Here is a 19,013-nt window from a genome sequence, read left to right on the forward strand (position 1 = left end):
CTTTTGGCCGCTTTTTTATTCAAGTAATTCTAATAGTTCTTCTTTCATCAGGGTATCTTCTTCTATGATGTGCTCGGAGAGTTCCCTTTTGTGCTGCTGTAGCCGAATAATCTTCTCTTCTAAAGTATGTTGGCTTACAAACCGAATCACATTGACCTTCTGTTCCTGTCCCAACCGATGGGCTCGGGCTATGGCCTGCCGCTCGGCAAAGGGATTCCACCAAGGGTCTAATAAAAGCACATACGAGGCCGCCGTTAGGTTCAGCCCTACTTCTCCTGCCTTGAGCGAGATAAAGAAGAAGGGTACTTCTTTATCTTTCTGAAACCGCTCCACTTGTACTTTTCTATCGGGTAGCGCTGTGGCTCCTGTGAGCAATGCATACTTGATTTTCTGCTCGTCACACCATCTTTGGTATATTTCTAAGTGAGAGGTAAAACTGCTAAAAATAAGCGCTTTCTGTGCAGATAATAACAGCTGTTCCAAGCAGCTGACTACCTCTTCATATTTCCCAGAGGGGATGTCGCTCTTGGGATCCGCCAGTAGGGGGTGGTTGCTAATCTGTCTTAGGCGCATGAGCATGTTCAGCGAATGAATATTCTTGCCCTGTGGGGCTACCTGTAGGAGGGCGTTGCGTACCTTGGACTTCTCCTGTTCGTACCATTTCCCTTGTAGCTCACTCATAGGACAATAGATGATTTGTTCTTCCATATCGGGTAAGTCTTGTAGTACCTGCTCTTTGGTACGTCTCAGCAGGAAGGGATTGATAATTGTCTTGAGTTCTTCTAAGGCAATAGGGTTGTGCTTCTTCTGTATCTCGGGGAGGAAATACTTGCTGAACTGGGCGAAAGTTCCCAATATATTGGGGTTGATAAACTGCATCTGTGCCCATAGGTCACTTAGAGAATTCTCTATAGGGGTACCACTGAGGGAAAAGCGGTGGGTTCCCTGTAGCCTATCTATTGCCTTGAATATCTGTGAATTCTTGTTCTTGATACGCTGGCTTTCGTCCAAGATGATGAAGGAGAAGGGATGTTTCTCCAAGAGCGCAATATCTCGGGTAAGGATAGGGTAGGAGGTTAGCACGATATCATAGTTGAGCAAGCGGCGTACCTTTGTTTTCCGGTCATTGCCTATGTACTGGGTACACCTCAGATCAGGAGTGAAGCGCTTGATCTCCTCATACCAATTGAAAATCAAGGACGAAGGTAGTACGATAAGTGCCTTGAGGGGCTCGCGCTGCATCTGTCCTAACTGGAAAATATCTGTAGGGAAATCCGTCTGCTTCAGGGGGTAAGTATCATGTACTGCAATGAGCATGGCCAGGATTTGGAGCGTTTTCCCCAGCCCCATATCGTCGGCAAGGCAAGCTCCCATCTGGTTGTGGTAGTGCTCCAAGAGCCATTCTACGCCTTCCCTTTGGTAGGGGCGTAGGGAGGCTTTCAGGCGTGGTGATGGCTGATAGTGAATGCCGCTGACCCATTCCTTGGGCTTAGCTTCAGCAAGGGTGTCCAAGAGGGCATAGTGGCTTCTGGCAAGGCGTATTTTCCCCTGATGTTCTTGGCCAAACTTTGCCAGCCGTTCATACCGAGCAAACCATTCCTTAGGAATCACCAGCCAAGAGCCATCGGGTAGGGGATAGAGGGGGTTGTTCTCCCTCAGGTTTTTTATAAGGGAGGCAAAAGGCAAGCGGAAATCCCCTTGGGTAATCCAGATATCTACATCGAACCAGTCCTGTTGTCCTGTAGTCTCATTAAGCTGAATATCAAAATGTTGCAGACAGGTTTGCTTCCCCTCAATTTCTATAGGAGCAAGGGGTAGCCCTTGGGCTTCCAAGACCTCTCCGTAAGGCAATAGGTGCAGGTAAGTAGCAAAGGGATAAGGATCATCCACCCAAAGGAACCCTTCTACTTCTTGTAGTCCTAAGTCTTTTAGTATTTGTACTTTACGCGCTTCTTCTAAGGGGTTTCTCCTAAAGTGTTGTATATGAATATCTCCCTCAGGAGTAATATTCAAGAGGGACTGTTGCGCCCTGCGTTGGTTACTATAGAAGGTATATCCGCCATAATCAAAGGCGACATAGAGCTTGTATTGCCCAGAAAGGAAGTCGTGGACAAAGTGAAGGGAGGTGCCCTGCAGACTGTCCTTGGTCAGTATATCAAAGCCAACGGAGCATACCTCTACCCTTTGGAGGACTTCCTTGAGAAATTTGTCAAAATACTCTTGAACCATCCTCTGGGGAATCTCCACAGAAGTCTTTCCCAGAAAAGGCTTGACCAGCTGTGCAGGAATATCCTCAAGGAGGCTGAGCTTCTGGTCGATAACTATCCATGATTTCTTCTGGCTGAGTAGGGTGATTTGGTGCTCAGCAGGGACGAGCCTTTCTTCTGCAAGGAGGAACAAATGGTAGGCAATCCCTTCTGGGGTTTTCTCAAATTCCAATATGGGATGTAGCTCCTTAGGGGAAACCTCAATAAGTTGCCGCTCTATAGGTTGTTCCTTTTGGCAATGGGTGGTAAGCCATAGTGCTTCCTTGGCTATCAGGGAGAGAAGTGTATTGGTTTTTTCCTCTATCTGTTCTTGGATATATTTCTTTTGGGATTTGTTCTTGAAGAGCTCCTCGATGGAGAGATTCTTAGGGTTGTATTTCTGCGCAAGTACATGAGGTTGGAGGCTGTAAGTAATGGCTAAAGCCTCCTTTTCGGAGGCTCTTAGTGGGATGGAGATATTCTTCATTACCTCAGGCGAGGCCTTTTTGAGCAGAAACCAGCTATGGCTACGCTGCTGAGCTAAGAGGGTTTGAGGTAAGTATAATTGAAAATCAGGGTGAAAAGAAAAATCAAAAAAAAGGCGGTACATGCTTATTTTGCTTTTACTATTTTCTCTTGTCGGTTGATGGATTCTTGGTGGATAACTTTGAACAGTTGTATGATAAACTCCTCATTGAGACCGTGCTGTTCTCCTTCCAAGATCACCTTGCCGAGTATTTCATGCCAGCGCTGGTTCTGTAGGATAGCTACATTGTTGATTTTCTTGAGCTGCCCGATCTCATCGGATATGTCCATACGCTTTTTAAGCAGGTCTAAGAGCTGGTCGTCTAAGATATCGATACGGGAGCGTAACCCAGTGAGTTGGCTTACATAGTCCTCTTCGGAAGTAGAGGTTTTTCGTATGCGTAAGTCATTCATTATCTGTACTAATCGCTGGGGAGTAACCTGTTGTGCTGCATCGCTCCAAGCCTCATCGGGGGTGCAGTGGGTTTCTATCATCAGACCGTTGAAGTTCAGGTCAAGGGCTGTCTGAGAGACATCGAAGATCAACTCTCGCTTGCCCGTGATATGGGAAGGGTCGCAGATCAGCGGGAGGTCAGGAAACTTATTTTGCAGCTCTATGACCAATTGCCATTCGGGGATATTGCGGTATTTGGTTTTCTCATAGGTAGAGAAACCGCGGTGGATAACCCCTAAGTTTTGGATATCAGCTCTCAGAAGTCGCTCAATAGCGCCTATCCAGAGGGCTAAGTCGGGGTTTACAGGGTTTTTGACAAGGACAACCTTGTCAGTACCCTTGAGTTCGTCAGCGATTTCCTGTACGATGAAGGGGCTCACTGTGGAGCGAGCACCGATCCAGAGCAGGTCTATATCGTGTTCCAAGGCCAATCGTACATGGTCTTTGTTGGCTACCTCGGTAGCGGTCTTCATACCTGTTTCCCTCTTGACACGCTCGAGCCACTTGAGTCCTAAAGCGCCTACTCCCTCGAACATACCAGAGCGGGTACGAGGTTTCCAGATACCAGCACGGTAGTAAGTAACGTCGGTATCTTTCAGCGCATGGGCGATTTTAAGGACTTGTTCTTCTGTCTCGGCACTACAAGGACCTGCTATCACTACAGGGTGAGGGAGGTGTAGGTTATCTAACCATTTTCGGTTTGCTTTGGTAATTTCCATTATTTTTTAGGGTTTAGGTTTTAGGAATATTAAAAAATTGCTTATTTCCCCTCAAAAATTGCTTATCGATATTTTTAAGCTGATAATCAATAAGTTATAATTAAAATTTAGCCTTGCTTACGAGGGGGTAAAAATTGCTTAATCCATTCACAAAGCAGCAATGTGTATTTTTAAAAGACGCAAAGATACAAAAACAATGATTAATTGTCAATGGGTAATTGTTAATTGTTAAAGGTCAATTGTTAATATTCCCTGCTCACTTCTCACTTCTCACTTCTCACTGTTCACTGATCACTGTTCATATTGGCACAATATTTGCAAATAAAAAGGGTGCTAAAATTAATATCATGCAAGTATATACTATCAAAGGAATGGGCTGCACTGGGTGTGCAACCACCGTAGAACAAAGATTGTCTAAAGTAGCAGGCGTTACTGCCGTTAAAGTAGATTTTAACGCACAAAAGGCCTTTGTAGAATCCAAAGAGGAAGTGTCTTTGCCAGCACTCCAAAAAGCCTTAGAAGGTACTGATTACACTATTAAAAAAGACTGACATGATGACACACACCTATTATGTAAAGGGCATGAGTTGTAGCGGCTGCGAGATGACTGTCAAAAAGAGTCTGGAGGCTATAGAGGGTGTCAGCAAGGTCGTGGCCAATGCTAAGGAGAAAACCGCTGTAGTGGAGATGAGCCAACATGTGCCTTTTGAAACGCTTAAAACCGCCTTGGAGGGTACTCATTACACCTTGGTAACCTCCTTGGAGGAGGCTACTTCTGCTGCTAAGCCTCAAGCCTCTACCCACAAGGGGACAGGGGTATATTACTGCCCGATGCGCTGTGAGGGAAACAAGACCTATGACCACCCTGGCCATTGTCCTGTTTGTGGGATGGACTTGGTCGAAGAGGTCTCTGCCCAAAGCCTTAAGCAAGGCAATCAGGAGGATCACAAGCGCCAAGAGCTACGCCGCCAATTCTGGGGGGCAGTGGCTTTTACCCTGCCTATCTTCATCATCGCCATGGGGGGGATGTGGCATGACAATCCTATGTATAAGCTCATGCCACTGAGCTATTGGAACTGGGTACAGTTTGCCCTATCCCTGCCGGTAGTTTTCTATTTCGGATGGACGTACTTTTCTCGAGCATGGGTGAGTATCAAGACCCTAAGGTTCAATATGTTCACCCTTATAGGCATAGGCGCTGCCGCCGCTTGGCTATTCAGTGTGGTCGCACTCTGTGTGCCTGAGAGCCTACCGGAGCAGTTCAAGGAACATGGTTCAGTACCGCTTTACTTTGAGGCAACTACGGTGATCTTGACCTTGGTCATCTTAGGCCAACTCTTGGAGGCCAATGCGCACAACCGTACCCAACAGGCCGTACGCATGTTGCTCGAGTTGGCGCCCAATACAGCTATAAAGCTCGTGGGAGACCACGAGGTGGAGGTGCCCGTGGAGGAGGTAGTCAAGGGGGATCTACTCAGGGTAAGACCCGGGGCTAAGATTCCTGTAGATGGCCGTATCACTACAGGGGAGGCTACCATCGATGAGAGTATGATTACAGGAGAGCCTCTACCGGTAGAGAAGCAGGTAGGAGCAGCAGTTTCTGCCGGTACGATCAATGGCGCTCAGGCCTTTGTCATGCAAGCCGATAAGGTGGGTAGCGATACACTGCTTTCGCAAATTGTCACCATGGTACAGCAGGCTTCCACCAGTCGTGCACCTATACAGAAATTGGCCGACCGTATCTCCTCTTATTTTGTGCCTACAGTCATAGCCATATCGGTACTGACTTTCATTCTCTGGGCGGTCTTTGCCAAGGAACATGCTTGGGAGTATGCCTTGGTCAATGCCATATCGGTGCTCATTATCGCTTGTCCCTGTGCCTTGGGCTTGGCCACACCGGTATCGGTGATGGTAGGGGTCTCTCAGGGGGCACGTCAGGGAATCCTTATCAAGAATGCAGAGGCCTTGGAGCGTATGAAGCAGGTCGATACCCTCATTGTAGATAAGACAGGTACTCTTACCGAGGGCAAACCCAGTCTCAGGGCACTCATTCCTTGGGCAGGGTATGAGGAGCAGACATTATGGCCGATTCTCTATGGGGTCAATAAAGCCAGCGAACACCCTTTGGCTAAGGCTACCAATGCCTATGCGGTGGAACATGGAGTGACTCCCTTGCCTATGACCGATTTCAAGGCCTTAGCAGGGCGTGGCGTAGTGGCTTCCTATGAGGGTAAGCACTACTACTTCGGTAATGACCGATTGATGCAGGAGATAGGTGCCTCCCTGAGCGAGGAGCAGCTTAGCCAAGTGGCTCAGGCACAGCGCCAAGGGCAGACACTCTCTTTCCTCGCCATAGAGAAGGAAGTCGTCGCAGCGGTAGCCATAGCGGACAAGATCAAAGATAACGCCGCCCAAGCGGTCAAGGACTTACAAGAGCAGGGAGTTACCGTGGTTATGCTCACAGGTGACAATCCTCTCACCGCTCAGGCAGTAGCCCAGCAGCTCGGCATTACCCACTACAAGGCGGGTATGCTCCCCGAGGATAAGCAACAGCAAGTCAAGCGCTTCCAACAGCAGGGGAAGGTCGTAGCCATGGCCGGTGATGGGATCAACGATGCGCCAGCCTTGGCACAAGCGGATGTGGGAATTGCCATGGGCACAGGTACCGATATCGCCATAGAGAGTGCTCAGCTCACTTTGGTTAAGGGGCAGCTCAGTGGCATTGTCAAGGCCAAGAAGCTCAGTGAGGCCGTGGTGAAGAATATACGAGAAAACCTCTTCTTCGCCTTGGTGTACAACACCTTGGGGATACCCATCGCCGCCGGAGTACTCTATCCTTTCTTTGGGATACTGCTCTCTCCCATGCTTGGTGCTTTGGCAATGAGCTTTAGCTCTGTGAGTGTAATTGCCAATGCATTGCGATTAGGGAAAAGGAAATAGTTACCTCACACAAATGGAAAAATACTCATCTGCTTTGACAAAGGTATGATACACTATAGGAAATATATAGAGGAGTAGTACCATACCGAAGATAATAGCAGGTACCATTTGGAGAAAGAATAAAACACAGATAACCAACGATACACCTCCCATCAGTAAGTAGTAACTATCTGGTAGGGAGGTTCTTATTTCTATGACAGAATTTTCGTGTAGATCGCTCACTGTCTTACTATTCTTCTTAAGCAGCAGAGGAGATACTATCTCTATGACATAGTGATCGCTCTTCTCCAAAGGCATTTCTACACTTCCTCCAGGAGCAAGGCTTATTTTTTGATCATTTATCGATACAGAGATACGTGATAAGGGGAAAATGTTTCTACATAATATCATAGGATTGATGTTTAAAATACACAACAAATACCAAATACTCTTCGATCCCAAACGCACTAAGTGGTTTTACATTCTTAGAATACACTGCAAAAATATAAAATAATTTCATGCAGGCAAACGAAAAATGATAAAAATTTATCAACAATATCGTATTTCTAAACATAATGAAATTTTGTAATTATATATTTGAAATTAAAAAAGTAAAATATTGGTTTTAATAAAAATCACAAAAGTAGGTTTAAAAGTAATAGAGAAGATAAATATTTCTGATTTTCAAAACTTTATACATTTTAATCATTAACCATTGATCATTAAAAATTAATCATTTAAGTTTCGCAAGTCGTTTTTAGAGTATAATTAAGATTATAACTATTTATAAATCAATATATTATAAATAAAACCTCCCCTCACATACTCCGTTCCAAGTATTCACGGACTATCCCCTCTGAGAGGGGGAAAGCCAGCGAGTGCTCACAGCTGGGTATGTGGGATGCGTTGAAAAGGCAAAAACTGTTTGTCAATACGTAAAATTTTCTCTCTATAACTCATTGAGAATCATAAACTATCTCATTCCCCCTTTGGAGGAAGTCGCGAGAGCGAGTATGTGAAGAGGGGGAGGTTTTTGAAAATCAATAAGTTATACAACTTGCGAAACTTAAATTAACCATTGATCATTTCTCTTCTCATTTCTCCCACCTTCTTCCCTTGACTTTCCCTCCTGTGATATCGTACCTTTGCCGCAAAATAATTGAAGAACAAAGGGCAACATACAGATAACATACGTGTAGGGGCGATTTGCAAATCGCCCCCTCTATATTCTTCCCTATGTCTCTAACCTACTAAAACCTAAAATCTTGAAAAAACAAGCTGAATCCATTCTCTGGGAAATCGCCAAGGGCGATGCCATCCCTCAAGGAGAAAAAACCATCTATCCCTCTGTACGCGAACGTATCTCCGCACTCACTACCCTCGGCAAGTGGGAAGGCTGGGACAAACCCGCTCAGAAAGCTGCTGAAATCATCGCCCAAGACCTCCAGCACACCCACGAGGCGCTCAAGGAGGGTGATAATCCTTTTGAAGAAGTCTTGGATGAGGAAGAAGATGCGGACGATACCGACACCGAGGCTATCGCTGTCTCCGCCGAGGAATCACCTCCTACCTGTATTCCTATAGCAAAACCCACTGTGAAGAAGGGGCTTATCAAAAAAGCACTTGCCCAGAAGGATCTCTTGGCTTTTACCCAGTATACCCTTCCTTACTTTGCTCCAGCGGCTTTCCATCACTCCTATTACCGCCAACTCACCGAGTTTGCCATGGGGCGCATCCAGAAGCTGATGATCACCATGCCCCCACAACATGGCAAGAGCGAAGGTGCCACCCGTCGCCTTCCGGCTTTCTTGCTCGGGCGCAACCCTGAGTGCCGTATTGCTATTGTCTCGTACAATACCACCAAGGCACGCAAGTTCAACCGTGAGTTGCAGCGCATCCTACAGGAGGAAAGCTACCAACAGTTGTTTCCACAAACCTTCCTCGCAGGGGGTGCTCCACATGGGATGAGGAGCAACCACCGTGCCTATGCCCGCAATGCGGATGAGTGTGAGATAGTAGGTCATCGTGGGAGCTTTAAGACTCTCGGGGTAGGTGGCGCCCTCACTGGAGAACCGGTGGATGTGCTCATCATGGACGACCTCTACAAGGATGCCCTCAGCGCGTGGTCGCCTACCATTCGTCAAAATATAGCCGACTGGTACGATACGGTAGCCACTACGCGCTTGCACAACGATAGCCAGCAGCTCTTAGTCTTTACACGCTGGCATGAGGACGACCTGGCGGGGCGCTTGCTCGAGCAGGAAGGACACTATGATGCTCAGAACAATCCCTTAGGGTGGCAGGTCATTTCCTTCCCTGCTATACAGAATGTCCCGCCTTCTCCCGAGGATCCTCGAGAGATGGGCGCCGCGCTATGGCCTCAGCGCCATGATCTCCCTAAGCTCCTGTCTCTCAAGGAGCGCAACCCTCAGGTCTTCGAGAGTCTATACCAGCAGAACCCTCAGCCAAATGAGGGACTGCTCTATCAGGAGTTTGCCGTATATGAGTCTGCCCCTGTATATGCCCCTGTGGTGGCGTATATCGATGTGGCCGACTCGGGCAACGACTACCTCTGTGCACTGATCTACAAGGAGGCCGATGAAGGGAACTATATCCTTGAGGTGCTCTACACTCAGGAACCTATGGAGCGTACCGAGTGCCTGCTCTCAGACTTGCTCATGCGCCATCAGGTGGAGCGTTGTCATATAGAGAGCAACAACGGCGGCCATTATTTCTCACAGAATATAGAAGAACTCTCCCGCAATATGGGCAATACTCTCACCCGCTTTCTCCCCTTTCACCAGCGGGAGAACAAGGCTGCACGTATCTTTGCCTGCTCCACCTCAGTGCAGCGCATGACCCTTATGCCTATGGACTGGAAGGAGCGCTTTCCTGCCTTTGCCCACGACCTAATAGGCTATCTACGCACCGGAGGCAACGCCCATGACGATGCTCCCGATGCCCTCACCGGTGCCATAGAATGCCGACAACCCAAAAGAAAAATTCCTCTCTCGGAACTATTGCAATGGTAAACGAAGGACAAGACACCTATTACCTATTATCTGATTTAAGTTTTTTCGTTTTCAGATTTTTTACGATAGCAATGAGGATTTTAATAATTTCGGAACAATCCTTTTGGATGTTCTCATACTCTTTTAAGGAGATATAATTGGCCTCATAAAGTAGTTCAAGCCAATAAGCAGTTTCTGCACATTCTTTTAAGGAGATACTGGTTTTATTCAGGTAATCAGCTTCAGAGACAGCGAATTCTTGTTCTGCGAGATTAGCACCAATACTTGTTCCAGAGCGTAGAAGTTGTTTAGCGATAACAAACTCGTTTTTTTCTTGAGTCAGATATTTGTATAATCGAACAATTCGTATAGCAAATTTCTTAGATTTATCTCTTACAATACTTTTGCTCATGTCTTTTTATTTCAAAGACAAATATACGAATTATTTTTAAGACTATTTGCTAATAAGATAGATATTTTTATCATCAACCATTTTAGAACATGAATAAGATATCCCTATTACCTAATTATCTATTACCTAAAATAAAAAAAGCCTTCCAAAGGAAAGCCTTTCATTGGTTTAGATAAACCTGTGTAAAACCAAATATTACACAAAACAACACAACTAAATTTTTAGCGGTCTGGACGGGACTCGAACCCGCGACCCCATGCGTGACAGGCATGTATTCTAACCAGCTGAACTACCAGACCTCGCTTTTGTTTTGCGGTGCAAAGATACAACATTTTTTTATTCTAACAATAGTTTTTTTAAAAAAATATTGATTATTTTTTAGTTGATTGATTATCAAGTATTTTAAAATACATTTATCTGAGAAATTGAGATAAAAATCACCTAAAAAGGGTGCTTTTTTCTCCGGTGAGGTATCCCTTCAGAGGAAAGAAAAACGAGGAAGGCGGTTTTTGTTTTCGTATCTGCTAAAAAATGCTTATTTTTGCACCTCAAAATACATACAATGAAAAGAGACGAAATTATTAAAACAATCAATGAGGTTTTAGTAGAAGAATTTGAAGTCGAGGGTAGCAAAATTCAGCCCGCGGCTGACTTCCGAGAGTCCCTCGGTTTGGATAGCTTAGACTATGTAGACTTAGTGGTGGTCATAGAAGAAAAGTTCGGCGTGAAGCTCGTAGAAGCCGATTTCAAACCTATAGTCACTTTTGAAGACTTCTATGCGACCTTAGAGCAAAAAATCAATGGAAAGTAAAGAGATCTCCAAAACCAAATGGCAAGGCAAGTCCAAGGGCAATGTCTTAGGATATAGGATATTTGTATTCCTTATCAAGCACTTGGGGGTACGCTCAGCGTATCTCTTGCTTGTCTTTGTGGCTCTTTATTACTTCCTCTCTCAGTGGACGTCCAATGGCTATCTGTACCGTTATTTCCGCCATCGCTTAGGCTATACCCCCCTTAGAGCCGTGGTGTCAGTATACCGAAATTATTATGTTTTTGGGCAAACAATTATTGACAAAATCGCTATTTTCTCCAATCTCCGCCATCGCTTTACCTATGAATTCGATGGTCAGGAGCAGCTACATAAGCTCTTAGCATCGCACAAGGGGGGCGTACTTATCTCTGCTCATATAGGCAATTTTGAGGTCGCTGAACCTTTCTTTAGGGAAATAGATGTAGAATGTCAGATACATACGGTCACCACCGATATGGAGCGTTCAGCCATCAAGGAATATCTTGAGAGTGTCTCTCTCAAGGAGTATACCCCTAAGTTTATCTTTGTCAAGGAGGATATGTCTCATATTTTTGAGATACATCAGGCGCTTCAGGACAATGGGATTATCTGTTTTACGGGCGATCGCTATTTCGAGGGCACTAAGCACCTGACGGCCTCTCTTTTGGGAAAGGAAACACTCTTCCCCGCAGGGCCTTTTTTGATTGCCTCTCGCTTGGGAGTCCCTGTCATTTTTGTCTATGTGATGAAGGAAAAGGGCTTACACTATCACTTATATGCCCGTATGGCGCAGGTCAAGAGCCGAGATCCTCAGGCTTTGTTGGAGGCTTTTACTCTCAATATGGAGCAGATGATTCACAAGTATCCCCTTCAGTGGTTTAACTATTTTGATTTCTGGAACGAAAAAAAAGAGGCTCAGTGAGCCTCTTTCTTAATCCATAAGTAATATACCTGTACCATACATATCAGGGCATTGGGAATAATCACTGGCCATAGCTGGGGTGTATTCATAAGCCCATAGATGACAAAGCATAAACAACCTACAAGGTTGATAAGACGAATGTGTTGTACCTTCTTCATCACGAAGCTAAGGACAATACATACAGAGGCAAAATAGCCAATGTACTGAGGATCTATCATTATTTTCTTTTTTTAGTGTTCTTATTCTTGTTCACTGGTTTCAAAGGTGGATTCTTCTTGGCGCCTTTTTTGTCTTTCTTAGGCACGGGCACGTAGGCTGCTGCCTCGGGATCGAGTCCACGGTGTACTCCCTTGGGAGTGATGTTCACAGCCAAGATTTTTCCATTCTCATCTATGAGAAAGTTCGAGGGTATCTCGGTGATTCCTAAGGATTTCAGGGTCTCGTCCTTGAATTTCTTAGGAGCAATGGTAGCACTCCAGCGCACCCCTTCTCGGTGGATGTGATCCAGCCAAGTGTTGCGCTCTCCATCGAGGTATACCGAGTAGATAGTAAAACCATGGGAGCGGTGATATTCCTTATATAGGTTGGCGAACTGGCGGTCGTTCTCCACACAAGGGATGCAGTCCGAGGCTGTGAAGAGTACCAAGGTGTATTTCTTTCTCACAGAAGAGAGTTTCTCAGGAGTGCCTTTCTCTGTTTCAAAGGAAATATCGGGGAGTTGGCTGCCTACTTGGGTTCTGCTCATAGCCCCCAGAAGCACATCCATCTTCTGAAGGTCTTCCTTGTCTTGGGTCTTCTTGTCCAAAAGGTTATACAGCCTTTGGGCTTGCTTATAGGGAATCTCTCTATCGGTGATAAGTTCCGAGAGTAGCATGCCGGCAAACTGGCTCTTAGGGTTCTGCTTGATGATGGTCTCCAGGCGCGCTACCAGTAGCTCTGGAAGGTTCGAGAGGCTCGCATTCTTGTACTTATATACTAAAAAATCCTTTACTTGTGTCAGCGAAGGGCTCCCATTGAGACTCTTGATATATACTTGGTGGCGGTTCTCTATGGCTATGTCCACCGAAAGATTGCTCGCCTCCAGGACAAAAAAACCTGTATCCTTGAACTTACGACTTACCGAAAGGGAAGCTTTCGTAGGGTAGCCTACCTCACCGCTGAAGCGAAACTCTTTGTTCACCACCGTGGTACTGTCTACCTTGTCTCCATACCATAGGTATATTTTTCCTTCGTATGGACTGCTCACATTCCCATCTATAGTGAAGTTTTGACTGTGTCCTCTCCCAAAACTCAGTAGGGAAAGGGTAAGAAAAAAAAATCTCATAAGCGATAAATAATAATGGGCAAATGTATAAATTTTTTTTCATTTTTCATGCCTTTGCAAGCAAAAAAAGGAATTATCCGCTTAAATGAAATGATTCTACATAGTTTTTTCACAAAGAATTAATAATTTTTTACAGCTAAAACAGCTAAAAAATTAAATTTAAAATTCTGATAAACAAGTATTTAACTGAATAAAACGCTTTTTTTTCAACAAAGTAGTGTGTAATAAAAAAAACTTTAGTACTTTTGCAACGAGTTAAATTAAAATTTAAAGTTATGTCAGACATCGCATCAAGAGTAAAAGCTATTATCGTGGATAAGCTCGGAGTTGATGAAACCGAAGTAGTATCTGAGGCAAGTTTCACCAATGATTTGGGAGCTGATTCTTTGGATACTGTGGAATTGATCATGGAATTCGAAAAAGAATTTGACATCCAGATCCCTGATGACCAAGCTGAAAACATCTCAACCGTGGGACAAGCTATTAAGTATATTGAAGATAATAAACAATAGCATTACTCGCTTGAAAAATGCTCTACGGGGAGGCAACTCCCCGTTTGGTATATGTAGAGACTACAAACTTTAATGGAAAAACCTCAATTAGTATGCAAACAAGACGTGTAGTTGTAACCGGATTAGGAGCCATTACTCCTATTGGTAATACTTTGGAAGCTTATTGGGATGGCCTACTCAACGGTGTGAGTGGGGCAAACCTTATTACTCATTTCGATGCTTCTAAGTTCAAAACTCAATTCGCCTGTGAGGTGAAGGGCTTCGAGCCTACCGATTTTATTGATAAAAAAGAGGTGCGCAAGATGGACCGTTTTACCCAAATGGCGATCGTTGCTTCTGATGAAGCTATCAAGAACTCATCTCTTGACTTAGAAAAAGAAAACAAAGACCGCATCGGGGTTATCTGGGGTGCTGGTATTGGGGGACTCATGACCTTCCAAGAGGAAGTGCTCGCCTTTGGTAAGGGCGATGGTACTCCTCGCTTCAACCCTTTCTTTATCCCTAAGATGATCGCCGATATCGCTCCTGGTATGATCTCTATCCGTCATGGGCTCCGTGGTCCTAACTTCACTACAGTCTCTGCTTGTGCCTCTTCGGCTAATGCGCTGATTGATGCACTAAACTATATCCGTCTGGGCTATGCCGATGTCATCGTCACTGGAGGATCTGAAGCAGCTGTCATTGAGGCAGGTATCGGAGGATTCAATGCCCTACACGCACTCTCTACACGCAATGATGAGTATAAAACAGCTTCCCGCCCTTTTGATGTTACCCGTGATGGGTTTGTCCTCGGCGAAGGAGCAGGAGCTCTTGTCTTAGAAGAATACGAACATGCCAAGGCTCGTGGCGCTAAGATATATTGTGAACTCGCCGGTGGAGGACTCTCTGCCGATGCTTACCATTTGACAGCTCCTCACCCAGAAGGAATAGGTGCTAAGGCGGTAATGCTCAACTGCCTTGCCGATGCCAACGTAGCCCCCGAAGAGGTAGATGCCATCAACCTACATGGTACCTCTACACCTCTAGGAGATATAGCTGAAACGAAGGCGGTGAAAGAGGTATTTGGAGAGCATGCTTACCAAATTAACCTTAACTCTACTAAGTCCATGACAGGACACCTACTCGGAGCAGCAGGCGCTGTTGAAGCCATCGCTTCCGTACTAGCTATAGAACACCAAACAATTCCTCCTACGATTAACTTCGTGAATCCAGACGAAAATATCGATCAAAAACTCAACTTCACTTTTAACAAAGCGCAAAAACGTACAGTCAATGTCGCTATGAGTAATACTTTTGGTTTTGGAGGGCATAATGCATGTGTGCTATTTAAAAAAATAGACTAGATGAATATCTTTCATAAATTCTTATCCCGTTTTAAAAAAAAGACGGGATTTTTTTTGATAAGATGGAGCAACTTCTGGGCTTCCCTCCTAAGGAGATTCATTACTACGAAGAGGCTTTTACCCTCGGCACAGTACGTACCGATAGTGCCCAACCTCATATCAGCTATGAGCGCTTGGAGTTCCTTGGCGATGCCATCCTCGGGGCGGTCATCGCTCACTTTGTCTTCCTACAGGCTCCTGATAAGAATGAGGGCGACCTAACCAAAATGCGCACCCGTATGGTAAGGCGCGAGAATCTTAACCAAATAGGAGAAGACCTCCGCCTGAGGGAATATCTCCTTGCCGATAAGCATACCCTCCTCAGTGGCAATATTGCGGGGAACTTGTTGGAGGCACTCGTGGGAGCTATCTACTTGGATAGAGGGTATAGCAAAGCTACCGAATTTATTCACCGTATACTCATAGATACCAACCTGAGTATGCGCGATCTGGAGAATAAGGTCATCAGTTATAAGTCTCTCATGGTCGAATGGGCTCAAAAGTATCACAAAACTATTGCTTTTGTCTCCGAAGAAGATCCTACCTATAAGGGGCGTACTAAGTACTTCCAAGCCAAGGTAATGATCAATGATAAGGTATTTGCTAAAGCACATGATACCTCCAAGAAAAAGGCTGAAGAACGCGCTGCTAAGCGTGCTTTCTTCCGTGCTGGAGATAAGAAAAAAAGCAGTAAGAAGAATAACAAAGGAAAAAAACAATAGCTATGCCACAGACACAACCTACTCCCCAAAAAGAGAGCCAAGAAGAGCTCCTCACCCAGCAAGCCGATAACTACCAAATCATGCTCTACAACGATGACTACAATACCTTCGATTATGTGATAGAGCTTCTTATAGAAATATGTGACCATACCTACGAGCAGGCCGAACAATGTGCGGTATTGGTTCACTTCTCTGGCAAATGCCCCGTAAAAGAAGGCTCTTACGAAGACCTCCTTCCCCGCTGTAGCAAGCTCACCCAAGCAGGACTCACCGCTGAGATACTACCGAGATAAATCAAGAATAAGGGTAGTACTATTGTAGAAAACTTATTTCTTATCAAAGAGATTCATCTTGTCAGGAATCACTTTTACAGAGGGAGCTTTTTTAGAAGTCTTTTTTACATCCTGTATGACTTCCTCTGTGCCATCTATGCTAAGCTTAATGATTCTATTGGACAAGAGAAATAAGGCGCTATCCAAGTCTATGTTTTTTGAAATATAAAGTCTTTGAGGCTTCAGGTAGATAAATACCTTTTTAAGTTTGGTAAAGAATTTTGCTACTTTTGCCGAAAAATCTTTATCATTCGTACAAGTGTAAAAACGTCCACTTACATAGGCTCCTGAGGGATTTTTGAAAGCTGTAGAATATTCTAATATAGAACTATTATATTCATCCAATACAAGGGCTTTCCTTAGGTCATAATAAGTATGCTCCCTATAGGTAATATGTTCTTTACCCTCCACATCCGTTAGGCGGTAAAGTTTTTTATCTATGGTATCTTCAAATGGTTGTAGGCTATCTTTCGGAGAGGGAACTTCTATCATTTCTCCAAAATGTTCACGCAATATATCTGCTATGATTTTTCTATCAGCATCTGTAGCATAAAAATTTAGCTGTCTGCTCATGTTCTTTATCTTTAGCTCCTTATCAAGGATTTTTTGAGTATACTCCTATGTGTTTTATTACAGTTTAGTTATTGTTTATTGGATATCTCATGCTCAGGAATACTCTTTTAAAAGCAACAAAGGTACATTATTTCCCTAAGTTATACAACCCTAATGAGCGGATTGTTCACGAAGGTAGTACCAAGATAAATCAAGAATGAAGAATATAGAATATAGATCGATGACTAATAACCAATATCTGTAAGGATTAAGGAGAGGTATGACTGATGCTCTTGTTTTCCAATGAGGTTGCCGATTGGATTCTAATTAAATATATTGTAATATTATAGAAAAAATTATCAAAAAACACTTACAAAAATACAAAAAAGTTGTATCTTTGTGAATGGTAAAGATTTGTCTTATAAGAGGTATTTCTTATTTAGAATTTTGGGATCGTAACTGTATGTTAATTGTACGATTGATAATTAACAATTGAATAAAAAGATCTGATATAGTAGAAAGAATGCTATATTTTTTGGGATAAGAGAATTGATAATTTAAATAATAAAAATTTATGGCTAAACAAATCAAACAAGTAGCTACTACAGAGGATTATATTGTAGCGCGTTATGAAGACGATTCTATAGGAGTCTATAACAGATATGGCAATACTAAAGGTGCCTTACGTGAAATAGCTGAAGTACAGGGTTTCGAATATGATCCTACTTGGACTACTCGTCAGTTTGGTAAAAAATTGATTGATGCAGTAGACAATGGAGCCCCAGCTATAGCCAATGATCATTATATAGTGTATATAGATACTAATGGCACAGTTATCTGTGGAAGAAAAACCGAAGGAAGTGCTAAGGGAACTTTACGTATGATTGCTGAAAAATATAGTATTATCTACGAAGAAGGTTGGAATACACAACAGTTTGGACGTAAGGTAATCGAACACCTATTGAATGCTAAAACATCAACAGCTACAAAGGAAGAATTCTTAGAAAAAATAAGAAAGGATATAAAGGAATTTTTAGAAAAGAACGATAAAAAGGACAATAAATTATTTTTTAATGAACGCCATCTTCAAATGAATCTGGCTTCTTTTTTAAAAGAACAACACTACTATGATAATGTATTTTTAGAATATTCACTACCATCTTCGTTTATTAAAGATAATAGAGAGGAAGAAGTTGAGGCTAATATCAGAATAGATATTGTTGTTGAAAAAAGTAATCAATTCTGTCCTATAGAACTTAAATATAAGACAAAATTAGCAGAAGGAAATATTATAGAGCGTTTTGGGGAGGAAATCAAAACGGAACTCCTGAAAAATCAAGCAGCCCAAAATATAAATAGGTATTCCTTTTGGAAGGATGTATATCGTGTAGAAAGAATAAAGAGGAATTTCTCTAAGGTGATAGCAGGGTTCTCTATTTTTATGACCAACGACGAGAGCTATATGAATACACCTAAAGGAGCTTCAGAACCATTTACAATGGAGGCAGGAGTTCAACATTCTAAAGAATTGGATTGGAAAGGAGAGGTGGCGAAATCAACTAAAGATAAACATCCTAAAATTGAATTGGAAAAAGAATATACTATTGGGAAATGGTATGATGTAACCATAGAAAGAATTGTTTTCCATTATTGTATTGTAGAAGTATAATACTACTTATACATTATGTTTCCATATATAATTCCATCTTTTTCTCCAGAAAAGTCGGAGTTCAATGAGCTAATTTCTCAATTTTTCGTTCTCATTAGAGCCTCTTTGGACTTCTTTTATTTGAAATTCCTCTTTGGAGGTTAGGATGTAGAGGGATTTTGGGGGTAATTTTAACACTGACAATCAACCACTTAAAAAAACAATCAAAAAATATTTCAAAAAACATTTGGTTGATTGAAAAACTTGTTGTAATTTTGCACCCGCTTTCGATAAGGGAGTGACGCTCATAAAAAGAAGAAAAAAATATTTTAAAAAATATTTGGTGGAATGAAAAAAAGGTTGTACCTTTGCACCCGCAAAAAAGATGAGGGTGATAAATGAAGCCAAAAAAAAATATTTTAAAAAATATTTGGTAGAGTGGAAAAAAGGTTATACCTTTGCACCCGCTAAAAGAGCGAGAAGTTCATTAAGAAATATTGATAATACAGCACAGAAAGATTTAGACTAAGCGGGCTTTATACG

18 protein-coding genes and 1 tRNA gene are annotated in these 19,013 nt (G+C 43.3%); 11 read left to right on the forward strand and 8 right to left on the reverse strand.

The window, feature by feature from the left end:
* Positions 1-15 precede the first annotated feature (15 nt).
* Together CAPGI0001_RS03865 and CAPGI0001_RS03870 are read right to left on the reverse strand one after the other, a co-directional pair.
* Positions 16-2,856: a DEAD/DEAH box helicase gene (locus tag CAPGI0001_RS03865; protein WP_002666675.1), complete on the reverse strand. Its 2,841-nt coding sequence runs from the start codon at positions 2,854-2,856 to the stop codon at positions 16-18.
* Positions 2,857-2,858: 2 nt separating this feature from the next.
* A complete protein-coding gene (locus CAPGI0001_RS03870; RefSeq protein ID WP_002666533.1) occupies positions 2,859-3,944 on the reverse strand; it encodes a bifunctional 3-deoxy-7-phosphoheptulonate synthase/chorismate mutase type II in 1,086 nt (361 codons plus the stop codon).
* A gap of 347 nt (positions 3,945-4,291) precedes the next feature.
* Between CAPGI0001_RS03870 and CAPGI0001_RS03875 the strand changes: the two genes are divergently transcribed.
* Both CAPGI0001_RS03875 and CAPGI0001_RS03880 read left to right on the forward strand, forming a co-directional pair.
* Positions 4,292-4,495: a heavy-metal-associated domain-containing protein gene (locus CAPGI0001_RS03875; protein WP_002666458.1), complete on the forward strand. Its 204-nt coding sequence runs from the start codon at positions 4,292-4,294 to the stop codon at positions 4,493-4,495.
* Between the two features lies 1 nt (position 4,496).
* Positions 4,497-6,884: a heavy metal translocating P-type ATPase gene (locus tag CAPGI0001_RS03880; RefSeq protein WP_002666726.1), complete on the forward strand. Its 2,388-nt coding sequence runs from the start codon at positions 4,497-4,499 to the stop codon at positions 6,882-6,884.
* Here CAPGI0001_RS03880 and CAPGI0001_RS03885 read toward each other — a convergent pair whose 3' ends face one another.
* A complete protein-coding gene (locus CAPGI0001_RS03885; protein ID WP_002666582.1) occupies positions 6,885-7,274 on the reverse strand; it encodes a hypothetical protein in 390 nt (129 codons plus the stop codon).
* A gap of 854 nt (positions 7,275-8,128) precedes the next feature.
* On the opposite strand from CAPGI0001_RS03885, the gene terL reads away from it, so the two are divergent.
* Positions 8,129-9,895 carry a phage terminase large subunit gene (terL, locus tag CAPGI0001_RS03890; RefSeq protein WP_002666867.1) on the forward strand — a complete coding sequence of 589 codons (1,767 nt, stop codon included), beginning with the start codon at positions 8,129-8,131 and terminating at the stop codon, positions 9,893-9,895.
* Between the two features lie 19 nt (positions 9,896-9,914).
* Here terL and CAPGI0001_RS03895 read toward each other — a convergent pair whose 3' ends face one another.
* Both CAPGI0001_RS03895 and CAPGI0001_RS03900 read right to left on the reverse strand, forming a co-directional pair.
* Positions 9,915-10,286, reverse strand: a complete 372-nt coding sequence (locus CAPGI0001_RS03895) for a four helix bundle protein (RefSeq protein ID WP_002666796.1) — start codon at positions 10,284-10,286, stop codon at positions 9,915-9,917.
* 225 nt (positions 10,287-10,511) lie between these two features.
* A tRNA-Asp gene (locus CAPGI0001_RS03900) sits at positions 10,512-10,585 on the reverse strand.
* 263 nt (positions 10,586-10,848) lie between these two features.
* On the opposite strand from CAPGI0001_RS03900, the gene CAPGI0001_RS03905 reads away from it, so the two are divergent.
* Positions 10,849-11,097 carry an acyl carrier protein gene (locus tag CAPGI0001_RS03905; protein ID WP_002666621.1) on the forward strand — a complete coding sequence of 83 codons (249 nt, stop codon included), beginning with the start codon at positions 10,849-10,851 and terminating at the stop codon, positions 11,095-11,097.
* On the forward strand, positions 11,087-11,998 hold the full coding sequence (locus CAPGI0001_RS03910; RefSeq protein WP_002666882.1) for a lysophospholipid acyltransferase family protein: 912 nt from the start codon (positions 11,087-11,089) through the stop codon (positions 11,996-11,998). Before CAPGI0001_RS03905 ends, CAPGI0001_RS03910 begins: the two co-directional genes overlap by 11 nt.
* Here CAPGI0001_RS03910 and CAPGI0001_RS03915 read toward each other — a convergent pair.
* A complete protein-coding gene (locus CAPGI0001_RS03915; protein ID WP_002666780.1) occupies positions 11,992-12,216 on the reverse strand; it encodes a hypothetical protein in 225 nt (74 codons plus the stop codon). The genes CAPGI0001_RS03910 and CAPGI0001_RS03915 overlap by 7 nt on opposite strands.
* Positions 12,216-13,322, reverse strand: coding sequence for a TlpA disulfide reductase family protein (locus tag CAPGI0001_RS03920; RefSeq protein WP_002666490.1), 1,107 nt, complete (start codon positions 13,320-13,322; stop codon positions 12,216-12,218). Before CAPGI0001_RS03920 ends, CAPGI0001_RS03915 begins: the two co-directional genes overlap by 1 nt.
* A gap of 275 nt (positions 13,323-13,597) precedes the next feature.
* Here CAPGI0001_RS03920 and CAPGI0001_RS03925 point away from each other — a divergent pair, with 275 nt between their 5' ends.
* The 4 genes from CAPGI0001_RS03925 (at position 13,598) to CAPGI0001_RS03940 (ending at position 16,231) form a co-directional block, all read left to right on the forward strand.
* Positions 13,598-13,834 carry an acyl carrier protein gene (locus tag CAPGI0001_RS03925; RefSeq protein WP_002666667.1) on the forward strand — a complete coding sequence of 79 codons (237 nt, stop codon included), beginning with the start codon at positions 13,598-13,600 and terminating at the stop codon, positions 13,832-13,834.
* 92 nt (positions 13,835-13,926) lie between these two features.
* Positions 13,927-15,177, forward strand: a complete 1,251-nt coding sequence (fabF, locus tag CAPGI0001_RS03930; protein ID WP_002666751.1) for a beta-ketoacyl-ACP synthase II — start codon at positions 13,927-13,929, stop codon at positions 15,175-15,177.
* Positions 15,178-15,239: 62 nt separating this feature from the next.
* Positions 15,240-15,938: a ribonuclease III family protein gene (locus CAPGI0001_RS03935; RefSeq protein WP_002666860.1), complete on the forward strand. Its 699-nt coding sequence runs from the start codon at positions 15,240-15,242 to the stop codon at positions 15,936-15,938.
* Between the two features lie 2 nt (positions 15,939-15,940).
* On the forward strand, positions 15,941-16,231 hold the full coding sequence (locus CAPGI0001_RS03940) for an ATP-dependent Clp protease adaptor ClpS (RefSeq protein WP_002666618.1): 291 nt from the start codon (positions 15,941-15,943) through the stop codon (positions 16,229-16,231).
* A gap of 33 nt (positions 16,232-16,264) precedes the next feature.
* On the opposite strand, the gene CAPGI0001_RS03945 is transcribed toward CAPGI0001_RS03940, so the two are convergent.
* Positions 16,265-16,843: a hypothetical protein gene (locus tag CAPGI0001_RS03945; RefSeq protein WP_002666566.1), complete on the reverse strand. Its 579-nt coding sequence runs from the start codon at positions 16,841-16,843 to the stop codon at positions 16,265-16,267.
* 553 nt (positions 16,844-17,396) lie between these two features.
* Between CAPGI0001_RS03945 and CAPGI0001_RS13190 the strand changes: the two genes are divergently transcribed.
* Together CAPGI0001_RS13190 and CAPGI0001_RS13065 are read left to right on the forward strand one after the other, a co-directional pair.
* Positions 17,397-18,491: a hypothetical protein gene (locus CAPGI0001_RS13190; RefSeq protein ID WP_002666492.1), complete on the forward strand. Its 1,095-nt coding sequence runs from the start codon at positions 17,397-17,399 to the stop codon at positions 18,489-18,491.
* A 370-nt stretch (positions 18,492-18,861) separates the two neighbouring features.
* Positions 18,862-18,999, forward strand: a complete 138-nt coding sequence (locus tag CAPGI0001_RS13065; RefSeq protein ID WP_002666473.1) for a hypothetical protein — start codon at positions 18,862-18,864, stop codon at positions 18,997-18,999.
* Positions 19,000-19,013 lie beyond the last annotated feature (14 nt).

The sequence above is a fragment of the Capnocytophaga gingivalis ATCC 33624 genome, from assembly GCF_000174755.1.
GTDB lineage: Bacteria > Bacteroidota > Bacteroidia > Flavobacteriales > Flavobacteriaceae > Capnocytophaga > Capnocytophaga gingivalis.